Below are 22,754 nucleotides of genomic sequence, written 5' to 3'. Positions count from 1 at the left end.
AGGGAATTGTAGGGGAGGGTTTAGCAAAAGATTTACAGGCTTTGGCGAGCGATCTTCTTCCAAAACCCGCCCGTACAGAAGTCGGGAAATTTTGAATTTTGAATCTTGAATTTTCTTGTTTCCTCAGCTCTCTTCTCCCTTTCCATTTATCAAACGCTCCAGCGTTTCTGACAATTGCTGCTTGTCGTAAGGCTTACAGAAAAAGGCAGTTGCACCCAAATTTAAAGCAAGTTGGCGTTCTTTAATGCCACTGCGAGAGGTCAACATGACAATGGGTAACTGTTGGAAAGCTGGATTGGATTTCACCCTAGCCAAGAAACCGTACCCATCGAGCCGAGGCATATCGATATCGCAAACTACGGCAGCAATTTGAGAACCACTCATCAACTTTTCTAAAGCATCCAGTCCGTCTTTGCCCTGTTCGACTCGATATCCTGCTTTTTCTAGCGTTAAAGATAAGAGGCGACGGACATTAATCGAGTCATCGACGACTAAAATTGTCGGGCGTTGGTTTTGTAGTTCTGCCGCTGCACGATGGCGATCCTCTGGCTCTAAGCTGGCAGGATGCTGGCTAGTGGCAATCCAGTAAAGTAACTCTGGGGTGTTGACCAAGGGAACGACCTTACCATCGCCTAAAATCGTACAGCCGTTGAAGCCAGGAGGCATGGGAATGTTACCCTCGACCGGACGGATGGCAACTTCCTGTTCGCCCCAGCAACGGTCTACTTGCAAACCAACCCAATCGCTACCATTAGCAATTAATAATACTGTTGGTGCGCTCATGAGGGGCTGAGTTCTTTCTTCATTAGTATTTTGCAGGCGACGAAATTTCAGCCAATCGCCTAGATAAATCAGGGGGACTGAGTATTCTTTCCAGTGCAGTTGTGGTTTGTCTTCGATTGTAGATATTTGTTCTACATCGAGCAGGAGCATTTCTTCGATCGCCGTGGTGGGAAAAGCCAGTAATATCCCCCGACTTTCCACCAATAGCACCCTTGCCACCGATAGTGTGAGGGGCACGCTGATGGTAAATGTCGTACCTACTCCTGCCTTGGTTTCTACTTTAATGTCACCGCGCACTTGACGCAGGTTCGTGCGGACCACATCCATCCCGACACCGCGACCGGATAAGGAAGTGACTTCATCGGCAGTACTAAAACCAGGCTCGAAGATCAGGGTTAAAACTTCTTCATCACTAGCATTGGCGATCGCCTCCCGATCGAGTCCCAGGTGTTGCGCCCGCTGTCTGACCTTATCAAGAGCAATTCCCTGCCCATCATCTTTGAAAGTAATCAGGGCTTGATTGCCCCGATATGATGCTTCAATTGAAATCGTACCTTGTTCCGGCTTACCGCTAGCTTTGCGAGTTTCAGGGTCTTCTATACCATGATCGAAGGCATTACGCAACAAATGCATCAGCGGGTTGCCCAGGGCTTCTAAAATACTGCGATCGATCGGGGTATCGCCGCCTTGAATTTTGAGTTCGACATTTTTACCGTGCTGTAAAGCCAATTCCCGCAAGGCTCTAGGAAATCGCCCGACCAGATCGGCAAACGGACGCATTCGCAGTTGGTTGATGCAAAATTGCAGTTGTTTTGCCGTGCGGTTGAGGTCGCCAACAATTTGCTCTGTCTCCTGCAAGCACAGATCGATATCTCCGCTCACTTCTTGCAATTGCACGACATTCGCCATTACCTCTGTCGAAGCCTCGTCTGCTGCTTCATCTAGATTATTACCACTATCCAGTGGGGACGTTGGCTGAGGCGATCGCGGGGTTGTGTCCTGCTGCAATTGGGTGCTGTCAGGAGAAAAGGCAACTTCCGATAGAAAAGATGATGTTGTGGGTAAAGCCGATGGAAATGAAGATGGTGGCAGTGTTGCAGTCCGACGACGATGATGGGATTGTTGCAGCGATCGCACTTTCCGTTCCAGAATTTTGACGGAGTTCCGCAACCTCTCTATTTGTAAGTCGAGTCCGCTGCGTTCTATAGTCAACTCCCCAAACAGATCGTTGAGTTGCTCTAGCTGTTTGAGCGGAACTCTAACGGTATTTTCCTGCGTTTCCTTCAGTTCGGCTGGCGGCGCGAGATCGAGCGGAGATGATAATCTGGCAGGACTAGCAGCCGTAACAGCAGTAGGATCGGCAGCGCTGGTACTCAAGCTCTCAACTTCCTCTACAACACCATCTAAATTGAGCGTCGAGGGTAAACCCTGTAATTGTCCTGCCATAATTGCGGCTTGCGATCGCCGCCACACTCGCAAAGCTGCTTGGGCAATCTCTTCCTCCCGTGCGGGTTGAGTTGCTAATAGCTGTTTTACGGAGCTACACAAACTGTTAAACTCTGGTAGTTCTAGTACTTCCCCCAAATCGCTTAAATCTTGGGCGATCGTCGCGATTTCTGCGCCCAAGTTAGACTTATCCTCTTGCGCCAAAATCGTCTCTAGCTGCTGCAAATAAGCATCAACTTCCGCTTCAAACAGCATTTGGATCGTTTCTAATCCCTGCTGCGGTGACAGAGGTGTAACTGTTTCCTGTTCTTCTCTTGGTTCTCCCAGTATTTGGTGCAACTGCTCGAATAGCGGTTGAACTTGACTCGTCTGCCATTGCTCGTCCACAACGTTTGTCTGGCGATTTGTCGTGACGACGTGGCGCAAACAATCCACAGCACTCAACAGCAACCTTTCCACTTCCGGCTGAATCTGCTTCTGAGTTCTGATGACTTTAAAAAAGTTTTCCAGGCGATGCGCTAAATGACTCAGAGTTGAAAATTCCATCATTGCAGCTCCACCCTTAATCGAGTGTGCCGATCGCAGCATGGCATCAACTTCTTGCCGTGTCAGTTCCGCACGACTGCTAACTCCAATTAGCTTTGACTCGATCGCATCCAAATGGTCTTGGGCTTCTTCTAAAAACTGGAGCTGAATTTCACGTTCTTTATCCTGAGACATTTTGGTGAGGAGTGGTTACTAGTTGAGTGGTGCGTGGTGCGGGGTCATTTGTCATTCGTCATTTGTAAACAGCCAGGAGTCAGAAAATTTTTACTTTTAAATTTTTACTTTTGAATTTTGAATTGCTGCCTCAGATCTCTTCTCCCTTAACTGTCTCATCCTCGTCAGCTGTCTCAGCATCCTTAGCTGTTTCAGCGCCCCCCACTATCTCAGCTCTCTTTCTCCCCAGCTCCCGCATTTCGTCGCCAACTTTAAACTTGCCAACTGAAACTTGAAGTTGTTGGGCAACTTCTACGGTGCGTTGTAGAGAATTGGAGATTTGACGGGAGTATTCGGAAGTTCCTGCCGATACGCCAGCAATGTCTTGCATCAATTTCGTAACCGTTTGTGCTGTTTCGACTTGGGAAATCGTGGCACGCGAAATCGATTGCACCAACTGATAAATTTGATGTGATTCTTCTAAAATTCGTCCCAAACTTTGTTTGGAGTCTTCCACAAAATTCGCACCCGCGATCGCCTGCTGGTTGCCTATTTCCATCGTCCGCACGACATGGCTCGTTTCCATTTGAATATTCTCGACAATTTGTTCGATTTCCTGGGTGGCTGCGGCTGATTTGGCGGCGAGTTGTCCGATTTCTTCTGCCACGACAGTAAATCCCCGTCCGGCTTCTCCGGCACGTCCGGCTTCGATGCTAGCATTAATGGCTAAAACATTGGTTTGCAGGGCAATGTGATTGATTAAAGATACGACTTTCGAGATTTGTTGAGTTGATTCGCCTAACTGTTTGGCTTGCATCGCGGTTGTCGTGACTGTATCCCGCAAACTCAAAATACTCTGTACCGTGCGATCCATTGCTTTGCCACCAGTCTCTGCCGTGCTAAAAGCAATGCTAGCAACTTCGGCGGCGCGATCGGCGCTAGCTGCTACAGCTTGAATCGAATGAGTCATCTGCTGTACTGAGTCTAGGGTGCGATCGATATCTTGTGCCTGTTTGAGTGCTTCGTCGGCGAGTTGGCGGATTGCGCCTGCGTTTTCGTCTACCGAAATATTCACTTGTGTTGCCGCTTTTTTTACCTGCACGACTAATTGTCTGAGGCTTTCGATAATGGCATTGAAAAATTCCGCTACCGTACCGATTTCTCCAGTGGTTGTGTTTGCCCTGACTGTCAAATCTCCCCTTGCCGTGCCTTCAATTTGAGCTAGCAGTTGTACGAGTTTTTGCTGCAAAATTTCTTTTTGTTGTCTTTGGTCGAGGGAAATCGTTTCAGCTTTTTGGCGAGAGGCTTCTACTTGTTCTAAAAGATGAGCTTGATCGAGGGCAAAGCCAATTTGAGTTGCTAACTGGGTAAATAAATCGATATCCGCTTGCTGCCAGATCCGCGATTTAGAACATTGATGGGCAATGAGTAAACCTAACAATTCGCGATCGCGAATCAGCGGTGCAACTAACGTAGCCTTGACTTCAAATTTTTCTAACTGTTTGACATGACAAGCTGCCAGTCCGGCTTGATAAATATTGTCGATCGCCCGCACTCTACCTTCGCGATATTGTTGGGCATAACCTTCCCGAAAGCAGCTATCGTCTATTGTTTGCCCGACTAACTGTTGCCAACCAGGAGCTACTGACTCAGCAATAATTTTTCCCTGCCAGTCGGGATCGAAGCAGTAGACAACAACGCGCTCTGTTTTCAAGACGCGCCGCACTTCTCGCACGGCAGTGACTAAAATATCTTGAAAGTTAAGCGACTGCCGAATTTGCAAGGTCAGATCGGTGAGTAAATTGGCTCTTTCGACAGTGCTTTGCTGTTGTTCGAGTTGGGTTTGCAGTTGTTCCGCCATGCGGTTGATATTTGCCGCTAACACCCCGACTTCATCTTCGCCTGTCACCGGAACGCGAGTGTCGAGTCTGCCTTGTCCTAGTTTGCGCACGGCGCGAGAAACGGTGACGATCGGGCGCAGGGCGCGGTTGACCAAAATTGTCGCGATCGCCGCCGCTAGTAATGTGGTCAATCCCGTTGCTCCCATAAAAGTGAGCAGCAATCCGCCGCGAATGTCGGCAAACAGCTCGTCACTAGGCTGAGCGATCGCTACTCCCCAGTTCAGTTTGGCTAATTCTTTAATTGCTGGTAACGGCGCGTAAGATAGCAAATATTCTTGCTGTTGCTGGCGATTGATATCGTAGGTACTACCCAGGGTTGACGATTTTTGCAGTTGCGTGACTGCCTGGGAAAAAATTGCTTTGACATCTTTACCCAAGTATTCGGGATATGATGCTGGGGCAATGAAGATCGTACCGCGCTCGTTGAAAGCCAGGAACTCCTCAATCTGCAAGCCAGGAATATTTTTGGTCAGTTGCCGATCTTGCTGTTGTACGCTGCGATCGAAATACCCTACAGGGGTGCGGGTACGGACTACGCCAATGGTTTGCCCCGTGTCTGGATCTTTCACTGGTGCAGCGGTAAAAATCGAGTACTGTCCCGTGGCGATGGATTTACGTGGCGGCGTAATGACTGGGCGATCGCCCTTCAGGGCTGCCTGAAAGTAGTCGATTTTGTTGTAGTTCTCGATCGCATCTCCAGACGATTGCATCACTACATCGCCGTCCAGATCTAGCAGGATGATACTGTCGTAGCCTTGACCGTTCTTAATATATTGGTCTAAAAATGCTTGTCTTTCTGCTTCTGGTAGCGATCGCCGAATATAAGGGCGATTGAATAGCGTCATACTTGCCAGGGTTTGTACGTCCTGGTAGCGTCCGATTAAAAATCGATCTAAGCGATCGGCGAAAGATGCAACTCGCACTTGCTGTTGCTGTCTGATATTCTGAGTAATATTACTACTGGTGAGGTGATAGGCGGTTGCTCCTAAAAGAACGATCGGAATCGTGCTAACTGCGATCGCCCCAAGCGTAGCTTTGGCTCTCAAGCCAATCCGCTGCCACCACCACGAACGCGACTTGGAGGGAGGACGCTTGACTGAGTTAACGCCGTGAGGCACTGTAGTTTGTCCGGCAGCGATCGTCAGCGGGTTAGTATGACTTTTGGTTAAACCAGACTCCGGCTCTTGACTGCGATCTGCTTGACGATTCATACCAGTTTTGCGATCTTCTCCTGCCGTGTCTTGCCTCGGTTCTTTCTTAGAGCGTATATTCATAAACTCAGCGTCTCCAGTAAGAGCAATTCCGCCAAACACCAATCATTTCAACATCAAAGCTATTTCCTGTACAGAGCGGGGGCAAGTAAAATTGCTTCTGCATTGACTACGAGTATTAACTCTTGTTCCTGGACGATACAGCCATGAAGGAAAGGAATTAATGCTGATGTTACCAGCTCTTTTGAGGATTGAACCAAGTCTGGAGTAAAGTATTTTACGCCGTTGACTTCTGGTACGAGTAACCCCAAAGTCATTTGCTGGGCTTGAATTAAAATGACATTATATTGCGAGATATTGTAGTCGAGCGGCTGCAAGCTGAGGATCTGAGCCAAATCGACTACCCACAATACCCGATTGCGGTGGTTCAGCAAACCGACTACACACTCAGGCATATTGGGCATAGGTGTAATTCTCCGTGCGGGTATCATCAATACCTCTTGCACGTACTCCATTGCCAAAATAGCAGGAATTTGTTCTGCCAGATAAAATTTTAAATATCTTTCACCTGGACGGGTTTCTATTTCTGCTGAATTCATTCGCGATCGCAACTAACTTGGCTGAGTCTTGCCTAACCGAAGATCTATCGATTTTGGCATTTAGCATAACATCCTCAGTCTTGTTGGGAACAAAATTTATAATTCATTTAAGAGTGGTGCGTGGGATGTAGGGTGTAGGGTGTAGGGTGTAGTGGATTGTTAACTGGTCACTGGTCACTGGTCACTGATAACTGCTCCCGACTCCCGACTCCCAACTCCCTTTAATCGCTACTCTTAGTGGGGCGAAAAGCGTCTAAAAAATTGAGTAAATTATACATTTGACGAGATTGAATCCAAAGCTTGCCTTTACCTCGGAAACGACAAACCAATCCTTCTCCACCTAAAAGTCCCGTTCTCAGATTCCTAAATGATAGACCGCCGATCGTTTCTACGTGATAACTGAGTGAATCTTCAAAAGCAACCACGTAACCCGTATCCACCACATAATCTCCCTCTACGGGAATCTCAATAATCGCACCGTAAGAGCTAAACCAAAGATCGCCCTTACCAGTAACTCGTAACAAAAATAAAGACTCACCGCTAAAAAAACCTCTAAATCCTTGAAATGAAGGGTCGATTTCCACTGTATGGCTAGCTGCAACAAATCCCGAAGATTGCAGCATTAACCCACTACGGTTCAGTTAAGGCTCAAAGTGTTGTAAATTAAGCATTGTTCCCAAGAATGGAAAGTGAGTGTAGTGCATCTGAAGGATTTCTCATTGTTGTCTCCTACAATACAAAGTAGTGATGTGTTCAAAGCGATAGAGGCAGCCATCCCATCCACGGAGATCGAGCAAGCGATCGCTAAAACTAAAGTTTGTGAACAACGTAAACGCTCGTTACCAGCACAATTGGTAATTTGTTTGGTAATTGCGATGAGTCTGTGGTCACGAGATTCGATGAGAGATGTGCTGAAAAACTTAATTGATGGGCTGAGCGAAGCATGGGTGAAAGTGGGGAAATACTGGCGAGTTTTTTGTAAATCAGCAATAACGCAAGCCCGACAACGATTAAGTCCAAGGGTGATGAGTCAATTGTTCCATCAACTGGTGCGACCAATGGCTAGCACCGATACCAAAGGAGCATTTCTCAATGGATTGCGAATTGTGGTAATTGATCGGACTTGCTTCGATCTGCCAGACAGCGATGAAAATGCGAGAGTTTTTGGTCGTCCGAGCAGCCGTCCTGGCACACAAGCCGCATTTCCCAAACTGCGATTAGTCATTTTGGTAGAAGCAGGAACACATTTAATCTTTGATGCATTGATGTGTCCATATCGAATAGGAGAACGAGTGCGGGCATTAAGATTATTACGCTCCGTGAGTTCAGGGATGTTGTTGATGTGGGACAGAGGGTTACATTCTTATGCAATGGTGCAAGCAACTGTCACAACTGGTAGCGATTATTTAGGAAGAATTCCCGCAAATGTCAAGTTTTTGTGCGAAGAACCACTGGCGGATGGTTCTTATCTGAGTTGGATTTATCCACCTGCTAAATTCCGCTCAAAAGCTTGCCAGCCCATACAAGTCCGAGTGATTGAATACACAATTGGTAATACCGACAACCCAGAGGAACAACTAAGATATCGCTTAATTACCAGCTTATTGGAATTGGAGAAATTTCCGGCTCAACTACTGGCGATTGAATATCATCAACGCTGGGAAGTAGAAAATACTATTGATGAACTCAAAGTACATTTATCAGGACGAAAAACTCATATTCGCTCTCAAAAACCGCGTGAAGTTGTGCAGGAAGTTTACGGGTGGTTGTTAGGACACTGGGCTGTGCGGTTATTGATGTTTCAAGCTGCAAAGAGCGCGGGTATCACTCCTTTGCGTCTGAGTTTCACTGGGACATTGCGAGTTATTCGTCGTGCTATCCCGAAATTTCAACGCTTGCAATCACAAGAACTCCCCTTTTTTTAAGTTGGTTAACTGTAGAGATTTTAGACACTCTGTTACCTGAACGAGTTTCTCGTACCAATCCCAGAGTTGTAAAAAAACCTGTATCCAAGTTTCGCTCAAAAAAGCCAAGACATCGAGCCACCCCCTCCCGAACCAATCCTCCTATTTTCTTTATCCTCAGCACAGCGTAGCCTTAAATGAACCGTATTGAGCATTAAACCGTTACCATCTAGATAATAATGCTGAATATCTCCTGGCACTCCAGGGGAAAGAAATAGCTGTCCGGCTCGTCCTTCAGCGGTAAATTCGCTCATAAATAAAGACTCGCCTCCTACCATTCTGCCTATTCCTTTCATCACTCCCCCTTTCATTTTGGACTTCATTTTTATCCAAGAGTCCATCGCCGCCATTGCCCCAGATTCAACCAATACGGTTTCATTTGCCTTCAAATCGAGTTGCAAAGAAGCATAAGCAGGAGAATGTTCGATTTTATAAGTGATACTCATAATTGGTAATTAGTAATTGGTGAAATGCGAGAGGCGAGAAACGAGAGGCAAGTGGTAAATTTTGAATTTTGAATTTTGAATTTTGAGTTGCTCCCTTATTTTGCAGGTAATTGCGAGCCAACTATTTGACCGAAAGTATTAGCATTGTGAGTTTGGCAAAATAATCTACCTTTACCTTGAAAGCGACAAGCTAATCCTTCTCTGCCTAAAAATGCTCCAATTAAATTAGAGCCAACTTTTGTAATGCTAAAATTTAAACTTTTTTCAAAAGCTACAATATGCCCAGTATCAACGATATACTCGCCATCGACAGAAATTTCGTAAATTGCTCCGAAAGATGTTAGGATAACTTGACCGGAACCACCTATATCTAACCAAAAAATTGATTCTCCTGAAAAGAACGATTTAAATCCTTGAAACCCCACGTTAATATCGACATTCGCCTCGCTAGCTAAATAAGAACTTGCTTGAACGACTAGCCCAACTGATGACATTTGATAACTCAAAATATCGCCCATTAATTTAGGGGCTAAAAAGACTTCACAGTCATGCGTGGGAGAACGAAATATACTCAAAAATAAAGACTCTCCCGCCATCATTCGTTTAAGTCCGCCCAAGATTCCACCACTTTTTCCTTGTCTGAGGGTAGTACTAGCATTGATATAACTACTCATAGCAATCATACTACCTGCTTCCGCCACTAACTCCTCGCCCGCACTCATCCTAATACGAGCGATCGCGCTATCGGGTTGATATAAGATATCTATGTTCATAGAAGTCAAAAGTTAAAATTCAAAACTGCTAACTGCTAACTGATAACTGCTAACTGATAACTGCTAACTGATAACTGCTAACTGATAACTGACTACTTAACTTGCGATCGCAAATATCTAACTAATCCATCAATACTGCGAGATTGTAAATAAATATCGCCCGTACCAGAAAGACGATTGACTAATCCTTCGCCAGAGGTAACGGAACCAACTAAGCCACCAGCTAATCCAATGCTCATTTTAATTTTTGGTTCGTAGGCAACTAAATGTCCGCTATCGACGATAAATTCTCCTTGAATTTGTTTTTTAGTAATCCCGCCATAGCAGCCAAAAAATGCCCTACCACTACCACTGAGTTTCAGTTTAAATAATCCTTCGCCTGCCAACCAACTTTTAATTCCTGCCCATTGTAAGCCCATTTTCACCCCTGCACTATGGGCAACAAATGCACCTGGTTGCAAGCAAATATCTCCCTGACTCAAATCAAGCCTGCCAATATCGCCAATTGTGGATTGAGTTAAAACTAATCTAAGGGATTGTTGAGTTCGATTGGTAAAAGTATTAACGAATAACGATTCGCCACCCAAAAACTTTTTCAGTAAGGCAGGAATTAAACCACCAGAAAATTTAGTTTGGATTGATAACTGCGCATCCATACTCGTCATTGCCCCAGCTTCAGCAGTAATACTCTCCCCAGGATCGAGCGTGACGAAAATAGCAGCAAAGGCTGGTTTGTAGCGAATATCGTATTTCAAAGCCCTAATTCCTACTCTCGATAATGCACTTAATATGGAGCAGAAAATGAGCGATCGTCTAGCTTATTTGAAGAATTAATAAAATTTTGCTAAATTGTTTACGATCTGTGCAGAGTGGTAATGTACAAAATCCAAAATTGGTAGGGTGCGTTAATCAATGCACCCTACAAGATATTACCAATTACCAAATTCATGCAGAAATCGATAATATCCACTCCCGTAGCAATGAATTCACCTGTTCGGGAACTTCATCATGAGGACAATGACCTGCTTTCAAGAAGTATTCTTGCAATTGTGGATAATATTGACGAAACTTTGGACTTCGCCCTCTAGCATTCATCCACGGGTCGCCCTCACCCCACAACAATAGTAACGGGCAAGTCAATTGTTGTAGCAATATGTCAACTTTTTCCCCTTGAGGAGTGCTGAAAACTGAGGCAAATACATCCACTGCACCAGGATCGCACGCCGGACGATAAATGTCTTCTACTAGCTGGTCGGTAATGGCACTCTTATCAAGATAGACTTTCTCTAGAGTTTGTCGGATCACCCACGGTTGGCGAACGTACTGAAATAACAGAAACCGCGCCCAAGGCTGCTGAAAAATCCACTTGGTTACATCGCCGAAGAATTTTTGCCATAAGTCCGGCTGGCGTGGTGGTTGAACTTCAGTTTGCACTGATTCTGATTCAACGCTTGGCTGTTCTTCGCTAAAAGGACCGGCACTATTCAGTAATACTAACCCTGCTGCGGCATCTGGACGCTGGGCAGCAACGCACAAACTCGCATATCCACCTAATGAATTACCTGCTAATACCGCAGGCTGTCCGATAACTTCGGTGATAAAGTCATGCAGTTGGTCGCGCCACAAATCGCCACTATATTGCAGTTTAGCTTTAGCAGAACGTCCGAAACCAATCAGATCGATCGCAAAGACTTGAAAATCGTTTTGGAGTTCGGCAATATTTTTGCGCCAGTGGTCGGTAGAAGCACCAAATCCATGTACTAATAGTAAAGGTGGGCGCTGAGGATGGGGCGTTCCCGCCTTGACATAGTAAATCGAATGCCCGCGCCACTGCCAATACTTACCAGGAACCGAGGTTGTAGCAGCTGTTGTTGTTTGCACGATTTAGTAATGTTAAGTAACTTTACTAATTTTAATTTAGTGGCAATTGGTAACTGGTAATTGGTAATTGGTAATTGGTGATTGGTGATTTCCCTACTCTTGTACGGGCGGGTTTAACCGCCGAATTGTTTGTGATGTCACAGGTATTCTCAAAACACCCGCCCCTACAATTCCCGAATATGATTACAGGCAAAACAAAACTACTTGGCGTAATTGGACATCCGGTGGAACATTCCCTTTCTCCGGCGATGCACAATGCCGCGATCGCCCATTTAGGATTAGATTATATTTATCTTCCCTTACCCGTAAAACCAGAAGATTTAGCCGTTGCACTCCAAGGTTTTGCAGCGATTGGCTTAGTCGGTTTTAACGCCACCATTCCCCACAAACAGGCAATTTTATGCTTCCTCTCAGAAGTTTCCCCCGTGGCGCAAGCAGTAGGCGCAGTCAATACCGTTTGGCGCACAGATACGGGATGGGCGGGGACTAATACTGACGTGGAAGGATTTCTCGCACCGCTTTTGGAAAAGTCAAAAGTCATGGAAAAGTCAAAAGTCAAAAGTCAAAAGTCAAAAGTCGAATCAAACTCATCAACTACCAACCACCAATTACCCATTACCGACTCCCGACTCCCGACTCCCGACTCCCGGCTCTCCACAGCAGTCATTCTCGGTAATGGTGGTGCAGCTAGGGCTGTAGTAGCGGGTTGTTCTCAGTTGGGTTGTGTAGAAATTTGTGTCGTAGGGCGTAATGAGGTTAAGTTACGAGAGTTTTACGAGAGTTGGGATAATTCTCAATTTCAGGCTAACTTGCAAGTCTATAGTTGGGATAAGCTACCGGATTTAATTGCCCGTGCCGATTTGTTAGTGAATACAACACCCATCGGTATGTATCCTCATGTCGATCGATCGCCTTTGAGTCTAGCTGAAATGGAAGTATTAAAACAAGGTGCGATCGCCTACGATTTAATTTATACTCCTCGTCCAACATTATTTCTACAGCAAGCACAACAACAAGGTGCAATGACTATTGATGGTTTGGAAATGCTAGTGCAACAAGGCGCAGCTGCTTTAAAAATCTGGTTGCAGCAGCCCGTTCCTGTAGAGATTATGCGCCAAGCACTGCAACAACAACTGTAGAGAAGCTTCTACAACTACTCACTTCCTAATGACTCACTGCTCACTTTTAAAGAGCTTCAAAAGTTGCCCGTCTAATACCTTTAGCATACAAGTGCATCAGTAAGTTCTGACTCTGGTAGTCTTCATCAAATTCAATGTCTATTTTCATTTCTGGATCGATTGGTTTAAATTGAGTCGGACTACAAGAATAAATTTGAAAGCTAAAATTTGGCACATCTATTTTTAGGTATTTTTGCTTAAAAGTTAGTACCCAAATAGCTCCCGTTTTCCGATTAATTAGATTAGTTGGTTCGGGTTCAATTTTCATATTGCCAATCAAATTTTCTACACTGATAAACTTAACTGTCAAGCAGACTGGTTTGTGAAAAACTTCACTTACTAGTTTTTTCTGTTCTAAAGTGAGTTTTTGCCAACTATTCCCCCAAGATGCTAATAGATCGTTTTCATTTTTGACTTGTCCTTGCAAACTACTTAAGTGAGACATGAAAAATTGTTTAATATCTGTCATGGTTCTGCTTGCATAGATTGCTAAGTAAAAAATAAAACAATATTGTTTGATGTAGTAACTAGCTTGAGGGAGAAAAACAATCCGAGATAGCAGTAGCTATTATAACAATAACCACTGAGTCAAAAATATTGCATCAATTTTTGTTAATATTTATGTATGGTAATTTGCTATCAAATAATATCGCTTGACTATCTATATAGATAGCTAGGCATCGTCCATCTTACTTACTAACTTTAAAAGAGAGAATTGTTAGAAATCTGACACTCAATCCATGCTGAATATAAGTCTTCTTCTATGACTCCTCGCTTACCAATAATTTCAGTATCATGCACTAATACTTTAAGCGTTGTTATATAAACGCCATTGAGTATCTAGTGTCCGTAACCGATTACCCTACCCATGCGTCCCGTATTCTGATGAACTACATACTCTCCTACGTCGAACATACTTTTCTCGCTCGATCGAAGTACATAGAAACTTTATCATAGCTGCGATCGCTTAAGTTATGGACAAGTTAATTTCACTCTTAGAGACGAGATTGCTAATACTTATGACAGACTTTAATCTTGAACTACTACATTCATTTAAATACATAACTATAGCAATATTTTTTGAAAAAATGATTTATATACAATCTCCTCAAATACAGCAAATAGGAGAAGATTCGCTAGAATTATAAGTAGATTCGCCAAAATATTCTATCACAATTTAAGTTACTATACCCCTCTCTGGTTAGAGGAATAAGCGGCGAAAAGTAGTTATGGTGTTTCAGAGGCTTAATTTTTTGAATTGCTATTGACTTAGGAGTTCAAAATTTTTATAGTCCAAAACTTTTATTGATATATTGAGTAAAACTTTTCGTTACAGTGGAGCTAGAAGGGTACAGTAGTACGCTCTAGTTTTTACCAGTCAATCGAGTATTTAATGCTAACAGTTCTACCTCTAGCGGCAGAATAAGCTGAATCGTTAGTTGAATTTGGGACACAATCGGGAAATATTGATTGTCTAACAAGTTTTCCACTCCAATTTGTAAAGTTCCAGCATCTCCTAGTGGGTCATTTGGTATGAGTGTTGCCATTATTTTTGGCAATAGTTGTCCGCCGAAGAGGACGATGCGTACAGGCACCAGAACCACCAAGAGAGTGAAATCTTTGACGCGCTCTGTCTCGACGTTGCTCGTAATCCTGCCCAGACAAACGGCGTTGGTTGTTGGTTCCATCCAAAAGCAGTTGCTTCCAACCACTCAATAATTTGATAGGCTGTTTGCGGATGATGCCCCTCTAGAGCTCGGCGTTTGAGAATTCGTTGAATCGACTCAGCCATATTCAGCCAGCTACCGCCAAGAGGTGTGTAGAGCGGCATGATGCCATGAGCACACAGCCACAATACCAACTGGGGAGTTTTATGTCCGACCAAGTTATCCATCACTAGCAACATTCGCAGTGGCGGTAAGTCGTGTGGGAGTGTAAAGCGTACTTTCAACCCCTGCTGCCAACTTTTCCATAACCGTTGATTTTCTTCAGGCTTGAGTAATCGAGCTGGAGTTGGCAGTGATTGTACAACACTAGCTAATTCTTGCTTGAGCCATTCGTGCAACACAGCATTGGTACAACTGGTAACACCCTTAACTCGTACTTGCCCAGTAGCGGGATGGAATAGCGTTAACAGCTTGGCTGTGCCATTACGGATATATTCATGTTCTTGCCGTGTCGGTTTACCTACTGGCTGCCAATTGCTACCAGGGTAAGGAGCAGTGCCAAATGGTCCCGCCTCGTCTTCGCACCACACACTCAAGCCTAGCTTCTGTCCCTGAGTGTAAGCGCGTTCTATCAGTTTTTTTTGCCACGGTATCTGGGTCAGTTACTACTACTAGCTTGCCTTTGCGTATGCGCTTCACCTGTCCAGTTTTTAACCAACTGCGGCTCTTTTGCCAGCTATAGCCCGCCTCTTTGAGTACCTGCCAAATTGTATAAGTACTGATTTGGGTTAAGCCATCAGGAGCCTGACGCAAAGCCCGGAAGTGTAGCTACTGACCAGGTTGCCGTGCCCTCTTTCTGCCGCTCTGGTTGACGCTGAAATTCGGACAGGATGCGTTGTTTTCTGGTTCGCTGTATTGCACTACTGCCCCACCGCCATGTCGAGGCTGTAAGGCAGCTAAGCCTTCAACATTGAAGCGACTGACCCACTTGCTGACCGTATCACCACAGCGTAATCCTACTAACTGCGCTGCACTCGTGTAATCAGCCCCAAGCCACGGCTAGAATCGCTTTGGCCCGCATGACACTAGCAGATGATTGGGATTGAGAACGGCTCAGTTTTTTCAAGTCGGTTTGTTCTTCATCACTTAACGGTCGCAAAGGTGCTTTTTTTTTGCCGTGTCATCACAACCTGAAAAACTATGTATCTTCACTTTAATTGACCATCCTTTTTATGGCAACACTCATACCAAATGACCCACTAGTTGAATGCTACTGATGTAGTCTACGGTAAAGTAACTTTCTACTTCCCTTCTCCCAAAAGCAACACTGTCACCAAACACATCGCGATCGCCAGAAAATAAAGCTTGAAACCGATTGCGCCAACCTGGGGAAGTTTCATTCTCGACATAAGCTACAACTTTTAAAGGTGGAATCCGAAAACCATCTAAAGCTGTATATTCTCCATCATCAGCTAGATCGATCTCGCCTCCTTGTAAAGTAACAGAACCACCAAGTGAAGTGCGATCGCTCGGTTGCACGTCTATAGCGGCTTCTACACCATAAATCCGTTCTGGGGCGCGCAGTACGGTTCCTGGTGCGGTAAAGGTCGTACCTAACTCCGACTCGTTATAGAAAGCAGATAAAGACCCTTGGATTGTCTCCCACTGTCCGCGCAAACCAATTTCATAGCTATCAACCTGCTGCGGTTCTGGATTGAGGGACTCGACATCGAATCCTGGTTGAGCATTTCTTAAAACTAAGCCGATATCTGCTAGCGAGAAACCTTAGGCGAAATTCGCAAATATGTCGATCTCGTCAGTCAGAAAAAACACCGTGCCGATATTGAACAGCGTCGCGTCAAAATTGAGATCGCCCCCAGGAATTACCGTATCGGGATTGGCTAAAGTCGTGAAGTCATCCACGCTGACATCGGCATTTTCGTAGCGCACGCCGCCATTGACGATAAAGCGCTCGCTCACATCCCAGGTTAACTGCGCAAATAAACCCAAACTATTGAGTTCTAGCGGTGGTGTCCAAGTCCGTTCGCCTGTAGCGAGAAAATCTAAACCTCCGCTGGCTGCAAAAGCTGTGCGATCGAAGGTTGTCACGGGTTGGACGGTATCTTCGTTAAAGTAGTCTACACCCCACAACAATCTTGCTGCCCCTTTATTGAATAGAGGTGTTTCAATTTGTAAGCGTCCGCCAAATTTTTCCGATTCCACCCGCGACTGATAAATCTGGTTGCCCAAGTTACTAAAATTTCTGCCGTCAAATGGAAAGAACTCAGTTAGAGCTGATTTATAAAGTAAAAATCAAGCAGCTAGTCGTCTCAGCATCAGCCGTACCATAGCAGCGTAGACCATAGATTCACTTATTTCCGGTAGGAGTTCATAATCCTTACTTAGTCGTCGATAGCGTCCTAGCCAGCCAAAAGTTCGTTCAACTACCCATCTTCTGGGCAAAACTTCAAACCCATCTGTAATCCGCTTAACTATTTCTACTTCTGCACCGCAGACTACCATTACAGCTTGTGCAAAATTCTCTCCACTGTAGCCACTATCTGCCCAAATTAGCTCTAAAGACTTAGAGTTATAGCACTCTTCTAGCAATGCCACTATTGCTCCTAATCGTTCTGAAGCATTAGCTTCGGTGATTACTACACCCATTAGTAGTCCTTGAGGATCTACTACGACATGGCGTTTGCGACCTTTAACTAGCTTGCCGCCATCAAAGCCGGATACTTCCCCTTTTTTCCGTCGTTTTTACGGACTGGCTATCCACAATTGCAGCAGTAGCTTGATGAGATTTGCCCAGCTTCATCCGTACTTGTTCACGTAAGGCAAGATTTATCTGCTGCCAAATTCCTCGTTTTTGCCAACGCCGAAAGTAATAATAAACCGTTGAATAGGGTGGGAAGTCATGTGGTAGCATCTCCCAAGCACAGCCAGTTTTCAGCAAATAAAAGATGGCATTTACTACCTCACGCATATCCACAGTACGTGGATGTCCTCCTGGTCTTACAGGTGGAATTAATGGTTCAATGATTTGCCATTCTCGATCGGTTAAATCACTTTTGTAAGCTTTTCTACTCATGAGGCAATGCTTTGGGCTACTGTCTTGTCATAGTAAAAGCCTCTTGCCTCCATTCTCGCTGCTTTCAACTTTTCTTTATAAATGACCTCTTAGGTAATCTCGGTAGTACAACTGAGCCTGCACGTTGCTGCCCAACAGGTTTTCATGGCTGTATTGCAAATTCAGCAGCGTGTTTCGAGTACCTGGAAGTTCGTCTAAGTTCAATCCTTCCAAAGTGCGGGCTTTTTGTCTGCCTGGTAACAAGTTGACACTGGGATCGATAGTAAAGTCCGTATCTTGGCTGTCGTCGAAGTGGTTGAACGTCAACTGGAGACGCTGTTGTTCGTCTAAATTTACGCCCAACTTACCAAAAAAGTTGAGTGTTTCCGCATCAGAAAAACCACCTTGAGCATTCGGATCGGGGGGAATGCGATCGCCCTCGGCATCAAAAAAACCGCCTGTAGTCGTCAGCGAACCACTCACGGCAAAATCGAGATTTTCCTCAGTGCCAGAAATCGCATGTTGCAGGTTATAACCCAAACTATCGCCTGATAAATCTCCCAAAGCTCCACTTATGCCAATTTGAGTCTGAGAAGCTAACCTCTCCTCGCTCGGCGTGCGCGTGATGATATTGATGACACCACCCGTTCCACCATCACCATAAATCGCCGAAGGACCCCTTACTACTTCAATTCGTTCGATCGCCGAAGGAGCGATCGTGCGCAAATCGCGTTGAGCATTTCGCGAAGTCGATTGCGGAACGCCATCAATTAAAACTTGCAAGTTGCGCCCCCGCAGAGTTTGCCCAAAGTTACTACTGCTTTGCGTCGGAGTTGCTAACCCAGGAACCAATTTACCGAGAATTTCCCCTACATTCTGCGACAGTTGTGTTTGTTGCTCGATTTGTTCGCGGTTAATTATCGTCACCGATCGCGGTACGTCCCGCGGTTCTTCTGCCGTCCGCGTTGCCGTCACGGTAATTTCCTGTGCTGGCTCGCCTTCTGTAATCGTCTCTGTTTCTGTTGGGGTTTACGCGGTTGGTGCGGTGGTTGTAGGCGCAACGGTGACAACCAAGCCATTTTGACTTGGTACAACTTCTGCTGTGGGTGCTGCCGTCTCTCCTACAATCTGAACTTGGACACGATTAGCATCAATCTGACTCACTGTAATGAGACGAATTCCCTGAGCTGGGTTTTCTGCCCGATAATCTCCATCTGGTAACACCAGCCTTGTTTTAGGGATAACTGCTATCCAATTATTGTCGTCAACTGTGGGCGTAGCTGCTGGCAATTGCAGTCCGCCTACCGTTTCTAGGATGAGTTCTAGCCCTTGAGGAGTCGAATTTAGTCGTACACCCGTTACCTCGATCGCCTTCTCTGTGCTACCACGTTGCTCCTGGGGGACATTTTGAGTATAAGTAGATACTGATGCAAGTTGCGCTTGAGCGATCGCGGGAACGAACGTGGCGATCGCGCTGACTAAGCTTAGTACAGATAATAATTGCAAATTTGACACAATAACTCCTCACTCACAAACCATCATGTGACTTGCTGATTTACTCCTTTAGAGAGATGTAAAATTTTATTTTGCGTTATTTTGAAGTAAATAATCGTTTTTTAGCCAGTAAATTTACTGAAACTAATTTTCAATAATACTACTCAAGCAATAAAAATCAGCAAGAAATTTTCTCAATAGATATTGAAAGAGAAGGGAGAAAACATTCATGTATCGCGTGGTTTTTCTCTCCCCAGCTCTTTTCTCCCCAGCTCCCTACTCCCTGCTCCCTGCTCCCTTTTTTCTCAATCGCGGTTTAAACGAGCCAACAAATTCTGCCAATTAGCAGCAAAAGCACCGTAGTTCGGATCGGCTTTGACTTCAAAAGTCAAGTTCCCATCCTGGGGTTGCTCCACGACTCGAACGCAGAGTTCGGCAATTGAATCGCGGCTGACTTTACCTTTAATATTATCCGCTTGGTCGAAAACCAAAGGCTGTATCCCGGGTTCTTCTGTCAGCGCACACGGTCTGATAATTGTATAAGGAACGCCACTTTCTCTCACAGCTTCTTCACCACGCCATTTCCAAGTTAGAATTCCTCCCAATTGGTCATTTAAACGCACGGCTGGCGGTTCTTCCTCTAAGTTAATTCCTGGGCGATTGGGACGAGTGACACCAGCAGAACTGACTAAAAGAAACTGAGGTCTTGCACTACCATACGCGCTAATTGACTCGACTTGCAAGGCAAATCCACCAGGAGAAAACTGTGGATTGAGTTCGCCGTTGTATTCAAATTTGCTCAACATTAATTGCAACGAGCGAATTTTGCTAGTATCGATCGCCGGAGCATCTGATATTGTTTTTGCCCGAAATACTGCTGTTAATTGGTTAAATGGAATTCGTACCGTTATCCACTCATTGGCTACGGTGTCAAAAGAATAGGAATAAGCCATTCCATCCCAACTCGATTCCGTGCGCAGGAAAAACTTGTAGCGCTTACCATCTCCCCTGACTCTCAGCGTCACGCCTTCGTAGCCGGATAAATCTAATGGCGAAGTGAAATTTTTCGTCCTGACAGAAGCAAAGCCGCCAGAGTTGGCTGTAGAAACATTACCTGTAAATAAAGCCGTCCCTTCCACAAAACGAATCTCGCTTTGACTGACACCACCCATGACGACATCATCCACAGCACCCCAAATTTGCTGTAATTGGGGAGTTGGTTGAGTAAAATCAAAAATAATTTTTTCACCACTTGGGTTCTGTTGCCAATATTGAGCCGCCACTTGGACTAAATTTTTTACCCCCAAATATTCCACCCGTTCTGGAGTATCGCCGACGATTTCGGGTTGATAGAACTTCACGCCTTGATTGTATTTTTCTCTATCTGGGGTATCGCCGCCAACTGGTTGTACTCGCACCGCCGTACAGCAAATGACAGCGCGGACGTTTGCCATCATTGCTGGTGTTAGGGTTTCTGGTTGGGTAATATCGCCGATATAGGTTTCGACATCACCCAAAATCGAGCTTGCTTTATCTTTATCTCGAACGAGCGATCGCACCTGATATCCTCTTTCTAACAGCCGTTGTACGACTCGCTTACCTACGCCACCCGTTGCGCCAGCGACTAGGATAACTCCCACTTGCTTACCTCCAGATAAATAATTTTCGGGTTTGTCAGCCACACCTGGGAGTATCTGTTTTAACCAACTCCAGCCAGGAATCGCCTCGAAATAGGCTAAAGTGCGGATGAATCTACCTGCATCCCAGCCAGTACGATTTTTTTCTGTCATAGCTTGTTCCTAGTCAGATCGCGAGCAGCTATCTCTATTTTGGTAACAAATCGCGCCGAGATGATTAAGCCTTTGGTATAAATCTTGAATGGAGTAGGGCGATCGCGGTATTTGTATGAGGATAAAGATTTAAGAGTTTAATTATGCCTATAGACATTCAAGAACAAAATTGGAATAACTTTTGCGCTCACCATTTACATGATTGGCATGGAATTTGGACGAGTTATTCTGCTCAAGGAGAGGTCAAAGATTCGTTTCAAAGTTTGAGAAGTTTTCGTGCCAACTTAGAAAAAACTCAAATTACACATACAAATCGATATATTTATGCAGATGGTAAAATCGAGGAAAAAACTTGGCAGTTACAAAAGCCATTTCTTAGATCGATTTTTTTTCCTCAAGGTGCTGGTGCTTTTCATGCTGAGAAACTAGTAGCTGACTCTTTTTTTGCAGTAGAATTCTTTTTTATTCACCAAAACTTACGCCATAGCGCGATCGCGGCTTATACTGATGGCACTAACTTAACCAAAATCTTGAGTATTCGCGAAGACTCTACAGGCTTTCCCAGCCAACATTGGTCTACAAATCTTGATTTAGTACCGGAAAGAAGTCTGAGTGAAAATTGGACGGGAAATTCAGTGACAATGACACCCGATCTAAAAGTTTCACCTGCGGTTCCAGCAAATTTAAATTGGCAGGTAGAAGGGAACGAATTGTTCTTTTTTCCTGACGAGATTTCTTTAAGTTGTCCCAGACAAGTTGAGGTAGGAAAACCAATTGTAATCGCTGCTACTTGGTTAGTGAGTTCAAGTTATCTGCAACAGATTACAATTGCATATGACGAGACAGGAGCCTTTCAAAACTTGAAATTTGCAGAATTTACCCATGTCTAGTCCTAAATCAACACTTTTGGGTGAATAAAACTGTATCCTGCGGTTTTGAGTTTCCGATTCGATACCCTGGCATTGTAAGGACGAGTTTCCGATAACTCAGGATTCCACAACACTTGAGGTAGGTTATGGCGATCGCACAGGTTTTGCAACAAATCGCGAGATAATGGGGGTTCATCGCCAACCAAATTATAAATTTCCTCTAATTGCCGTTCTGCGGCAAAGGCGATCGCACCAACAATATCATCAAGGTGAATCCAATTCGTATAGGTTTCCCCGTTCCCTGGACGAGTCGTACCAAATGCACGACTGAAGATTTTTGTCAATTCCCGCCCCTCACCATAAATTCCTCCCAGGCGTAAGATACAGACTTTCAATTTGTCACTCGCAGCGCAGAGCAATACTTCTTCTGTCTCTGCCAAAACTTGTCCGTTTTGATTTGCTGGCGTTAAAGGTGACTCTTCGTCTACCCATGCCCCATTTCGATCGCCGTAAACAGAATAACTCCCCGTATAAATAATTTGTTTAACAGCAGTTTGTGGCAAAACTTGAATTAAATTCTTGGCGGTTTGTAGGTAAGTAGATTCGTAGCTATTGGCTTCAAAAGATTTGGGTGCAATGCTCAGAATGACAATATCTCGATCTTGGATGGCTGACAGGAGAGTAGCTACATCGTCTCCTTTAGCGATGACAACTTGCTGAGCTAATTGTTCTAACTCGCTCATCCGTGCCTGAGTTGTCGTGGTTGCGGTAATCTGATACTTACCATCCTGCTGCCAGTGACGCGCGATCGCCTTACCGACATAACCACAGCCTATAATTGCTACTTTTATAGTTTGCATTCAATCTCTCTAGAAAGTCAAAAGTCAAAAGTTATTCGTAGGGGCGGGTTCACCCGAAATCTTTGTCGGAGTCAGAGTTTTTTGGTAAACCCGCCCGTACAAAAGTCAAAGTACCGAAAT

The 22,754-nt window shown here is 44.9% G+C and carries 18 protein-coding genes and 4 pseudogenes; 3 read left to right on the top strand and 19 right to left on the bottom strand.

Translation table 11 applies throughout. The features are described 5' to 3' along the window. Positions 1–123 precede the first annotated feature (123 nt). The 4 genes and pseudogenes from N4J56_RS10130 to N4J56_RS10115 all read right to left on the bottom strand — a co-directional run. Positions 124–2,949, bottom strand: coding sequence for a response regulator (locus N4J56_RS10130; RefSeq protein WP_317106342.1), 2,826 nt, complete (start codon positions 2,947–2,949; stop codon positions 124–126). A gap of 130 nt (positions 2,950–3,079) precedes the next feature. Continuing rightward, positions 3,080–6,103, bottom strand: coding sequence for a methyl-accepting chemotaxis protein (locus tag N4J56_RS10125; RefSeq protein WP_317106341.1), 3,024 nt, complete (start codon positions 6,101–6,103; stop codon positions 3,080–3,082). 59 nt (positions 6,104–6,162) lie between these two features. Further along, positions 6,163–6,639: a chemotaxis protein CheW gene (locus N4J56_RS10120; protein ID WP_317106340.1), complete on the bottom strand. Its 477-nt coding sequence runs from the start codon at positions 6,637–6,639 to the stop codon at positions 6,163–6,165. Positions 6,640–6,860: 221 nt separating this feature from the next. Further along, positions 6,861–7,277 (bottom strand): annotated as a pseudogene (locus N4J56_RS10115) (TIGR00266 family protein); the annotation flags it as partial. A 150-nt stretch (positions 7,278–7,427) separates the two neighbouring features. Between N4J56_RS10115 and N4J56_RS10110 the strand changes: the two are divergent. Beyond that, positions 7,428–8,564, top strand: a complete 1,137-nt coding sequence (locus N4J56_RS10110; protein ID WP_410500401.1) for an IS4 family transposase — start codon at positions 7,428–7,430, stop codon at positions 8,562–8,564. A gap of 182 nt (positions 8,565–8,746) precedes the next feature. Here N4J56_RS10110 and N4J56_RS10105 read toward each other — a convergent pair. The 4 genes and pseudogenes from N4J56_RS10105 to N4J56_RS10090 form a co-directional block, all read right to left on the bottom strand. Then, positions 8,747–9,049 (bottom strand): annotated as a pseudogene (locus tag N4J56_RS10105) (AIM24 family protein); the annotation flags it as partial. 95 nt (positions 9,050–9,144) lie between these two features. Continuing rightward, complete coding sequence (locus N4J56_RS10100; protein ID WP_317106337.1) at positions 9,145–9,822, bottom strand: TIGR00266 family protein; 678 nt, start codon at positions 9,820–9,822, stop codon at positions 9,145–9,147. 92 nt (positions 9,823–9,914) lie between these two features. After that, positions 9,915–10,577, bottom strand: coding sequence for a TIGR00266 family protein (locus tag N4J56_RS10095; protein WP_317106336.1), 663 nt, complete (start codon positions 10,575–10,577; stop codon positions 9,915–9,917). Between the two features lie 190 nt (positions 10,578–10,767). Next, entirely contained in the window at positions 10,768–11,703 is a 936-nt protein-coding gene (locus N4J56_RS10090; protein WP_317106335.1) for an alpha/beta fold hydrolase, read from the bottom strand. 179 nt (positions 11,704–11,882) lie between these two features. On the opposite strand from N4J56_RS10090, the gene N4J56_RS10085 reads away from it, so the two are divergent. Beyond that, on the top strand, positions 11,883–12,842 hold the full coding sequence (locus tag N4J56_RS10085) for a shikimate dehydrogenase (RefSeq protein ID WP_410500464.1): 960 nt from the start codon (positions 11,883–11,885) through the stop codon (positions 12,840–12,842). Between the two features lie 46 nt (positions 12,843–12,888). Here the strand turns inward: N4J56_RS10085 and N4J56_RS10080 are convergent, their stop codons facing one another. From N4J56_RS10080 to N4J56_RS10040, 10 genes and pseudogenes are all read right to left on the bottom strand, one after another. Next, positions 12,889–13,350 (bottom strand): hypothetical protein, encoded by a 462-nt coding sequence (locus tag N4J56_RS10080; protein ID WP_317106333.1) that lies wholly within the window; start codon positions 13,348–13,350, stop codon positions 12,889–12,891. A gap of 895 nt (positions 13,351–14,245) precedes the next feature. Further along, positions 14,246–14,428 carry a hypothetical protein gene (locus tag N4J56_RS10075; protein ID WP_317106332.1) on the bottom strand — a complete coding sequence of 61 codons (183 nt, stop codon included), beginning with the start codon at positions 14,426–14,428 and terminating at the stop codon, positions 14,246–14,248. Continuing rightward, positions 14,428–15,138 carry a transposase gene (locus N4J56_RS10070; RefSeq protein ID WP_317106331.1) on the bottom strand — a complete coding sequence of 237 codons (711 nt, stop codon included), beginning with the start codon at positions 15,136–15,138 and terminating at the stop codon, positions 14,428–14,430. The genes N4J56_RS10075 and N4J56_RS10070 overlap by 1 nt, the downstream gene beginning before the upstream one ends. Further along, a complete protein-coding gene (locus N4J56_RS10065; RefSeq protein WP_317106330.1) occupies positions 15,086–15,361 on the bottom strand; it encodes a hypothetical protein in 276 nt (91 codons plus the stop codon). The genes N4J56_RS10070 and N4J56_RS10065 overlap by 53 nt, the downstream gene beginning before the upstream one ends. A gap of 15 nt (positions 15,362–15,376) precedes the next feature. Beyond that, positions 15,377–15,538: pseudogene (locus N4J56_RS40905) on the bottom strand (hypothetical protein); the annotation flags it as partial. A gap of 252 nt (positions 15,539–15,790) precedes the next feature. Continuing rightward, positions 15,791–16,798: pseudogene (locus tag N4J56_RS10060) on the bottom strand (TonB-dependent receptor). Between the two features lie 63 nt (positions 16,799–16,861). Next, positions 16,862–17,642, bottom strand: a protein-coding gene (locus N4J56_RS10055) for an IS5 family transposase (protein ID WP_317105119.1) whose coding sequence is annotated in 2 segments (ribosomal slippage) — positions 16,862–17,306 and positions 17,305–17,642 — 783 coding nt in all. Because the reading frame shifts where the segments join, the coding sequence is not laid out codon by codon here. 75 nt (positions 17,643–17,717) lie between these two features. After that, positions 17,718–18,596, bottom strand: a complete 879-nt coding sequence (locus N4J56_RS10050; protein ID WP_317106329.1) for a TonB-dependent receptor — start codon at positions 18,594–18,596, stop codon at positions 17,718–17,720. A gap of 54 nt (positions 18,597–18,650) precedes the next feature. Then, positions 18,651–19,136, bottom strand: coding sequence for an AMIN domain-containing protein (locus tag N4J56_RS10045; RefSeq protein WP_317106328.1), 486 nt, complete (start codon positions 19,134–19,136; stop codon positions 18,651–18,653). 284 nt (positions 19,137–19,420) lie between these two features. After that, positions 19,421–20,905 carry a CIA30 family protein gene (locus N4J56_RS10040; RefSeq protein ID WP_317106327.1) on the bottom strand — a complete coding sequence of 495 codons (1,485 nt, stop codon included), beginning with the start codon at positions 20,903–20,905 and terminating at the stop codon, positions 19,421–19,423. A gap of 143 nt (positions 20,906–21,048) precedes the next feature. On the opposite strand from N4J56_RS10040, the gene N4J56_RS10035 reads away from it, so the two are divergent. Continuing rightward, complete coding sequence (locus N4J56_RS10035) at positions 21,049–21,795, top strand: DUF3598 family protein (RefSeq protein WP_317106326.1); 747 nt, start codon at positions 21,049–21,051, stop codon at positions 21,793–21,795. 2 nt (positions 21,796–21,797) lie between these two features. On the opposite strand, the gene N4J56_RS10030 is transcribed toward N4J56_RS10035, so the two are convergent. Continuing rightward, positions 21,798–22,625: an SDR family oxidoreductase gene (locus tag N4J56_RS10030; RefSeq protein ID WP_410500463.1), complete on the bottom strand. Its 828-nt coding sequence runs from the start codon at positions 22,623–22,625 to the stop codon at positions 21,798–21,800. Positions 22,626–22,754: the final 129 nt, after the last annotated feature.

The organism is Chroococcidiopsis sp. SAG 2025 (genome assembly GCF_032860985.1).
In the GTDB taxonomy this organism is placed as follows: Bacteria; Cyanobacteriota; Cyanobacteriia; order Cyanobacteriales; family Chroococcidiopsidaceae; genus Chroococcidiopsis.
Note: the sequence above shows the minus strand (reverse complement) of the source record. Positions and strands in the feature narration are given on the sequence as shown.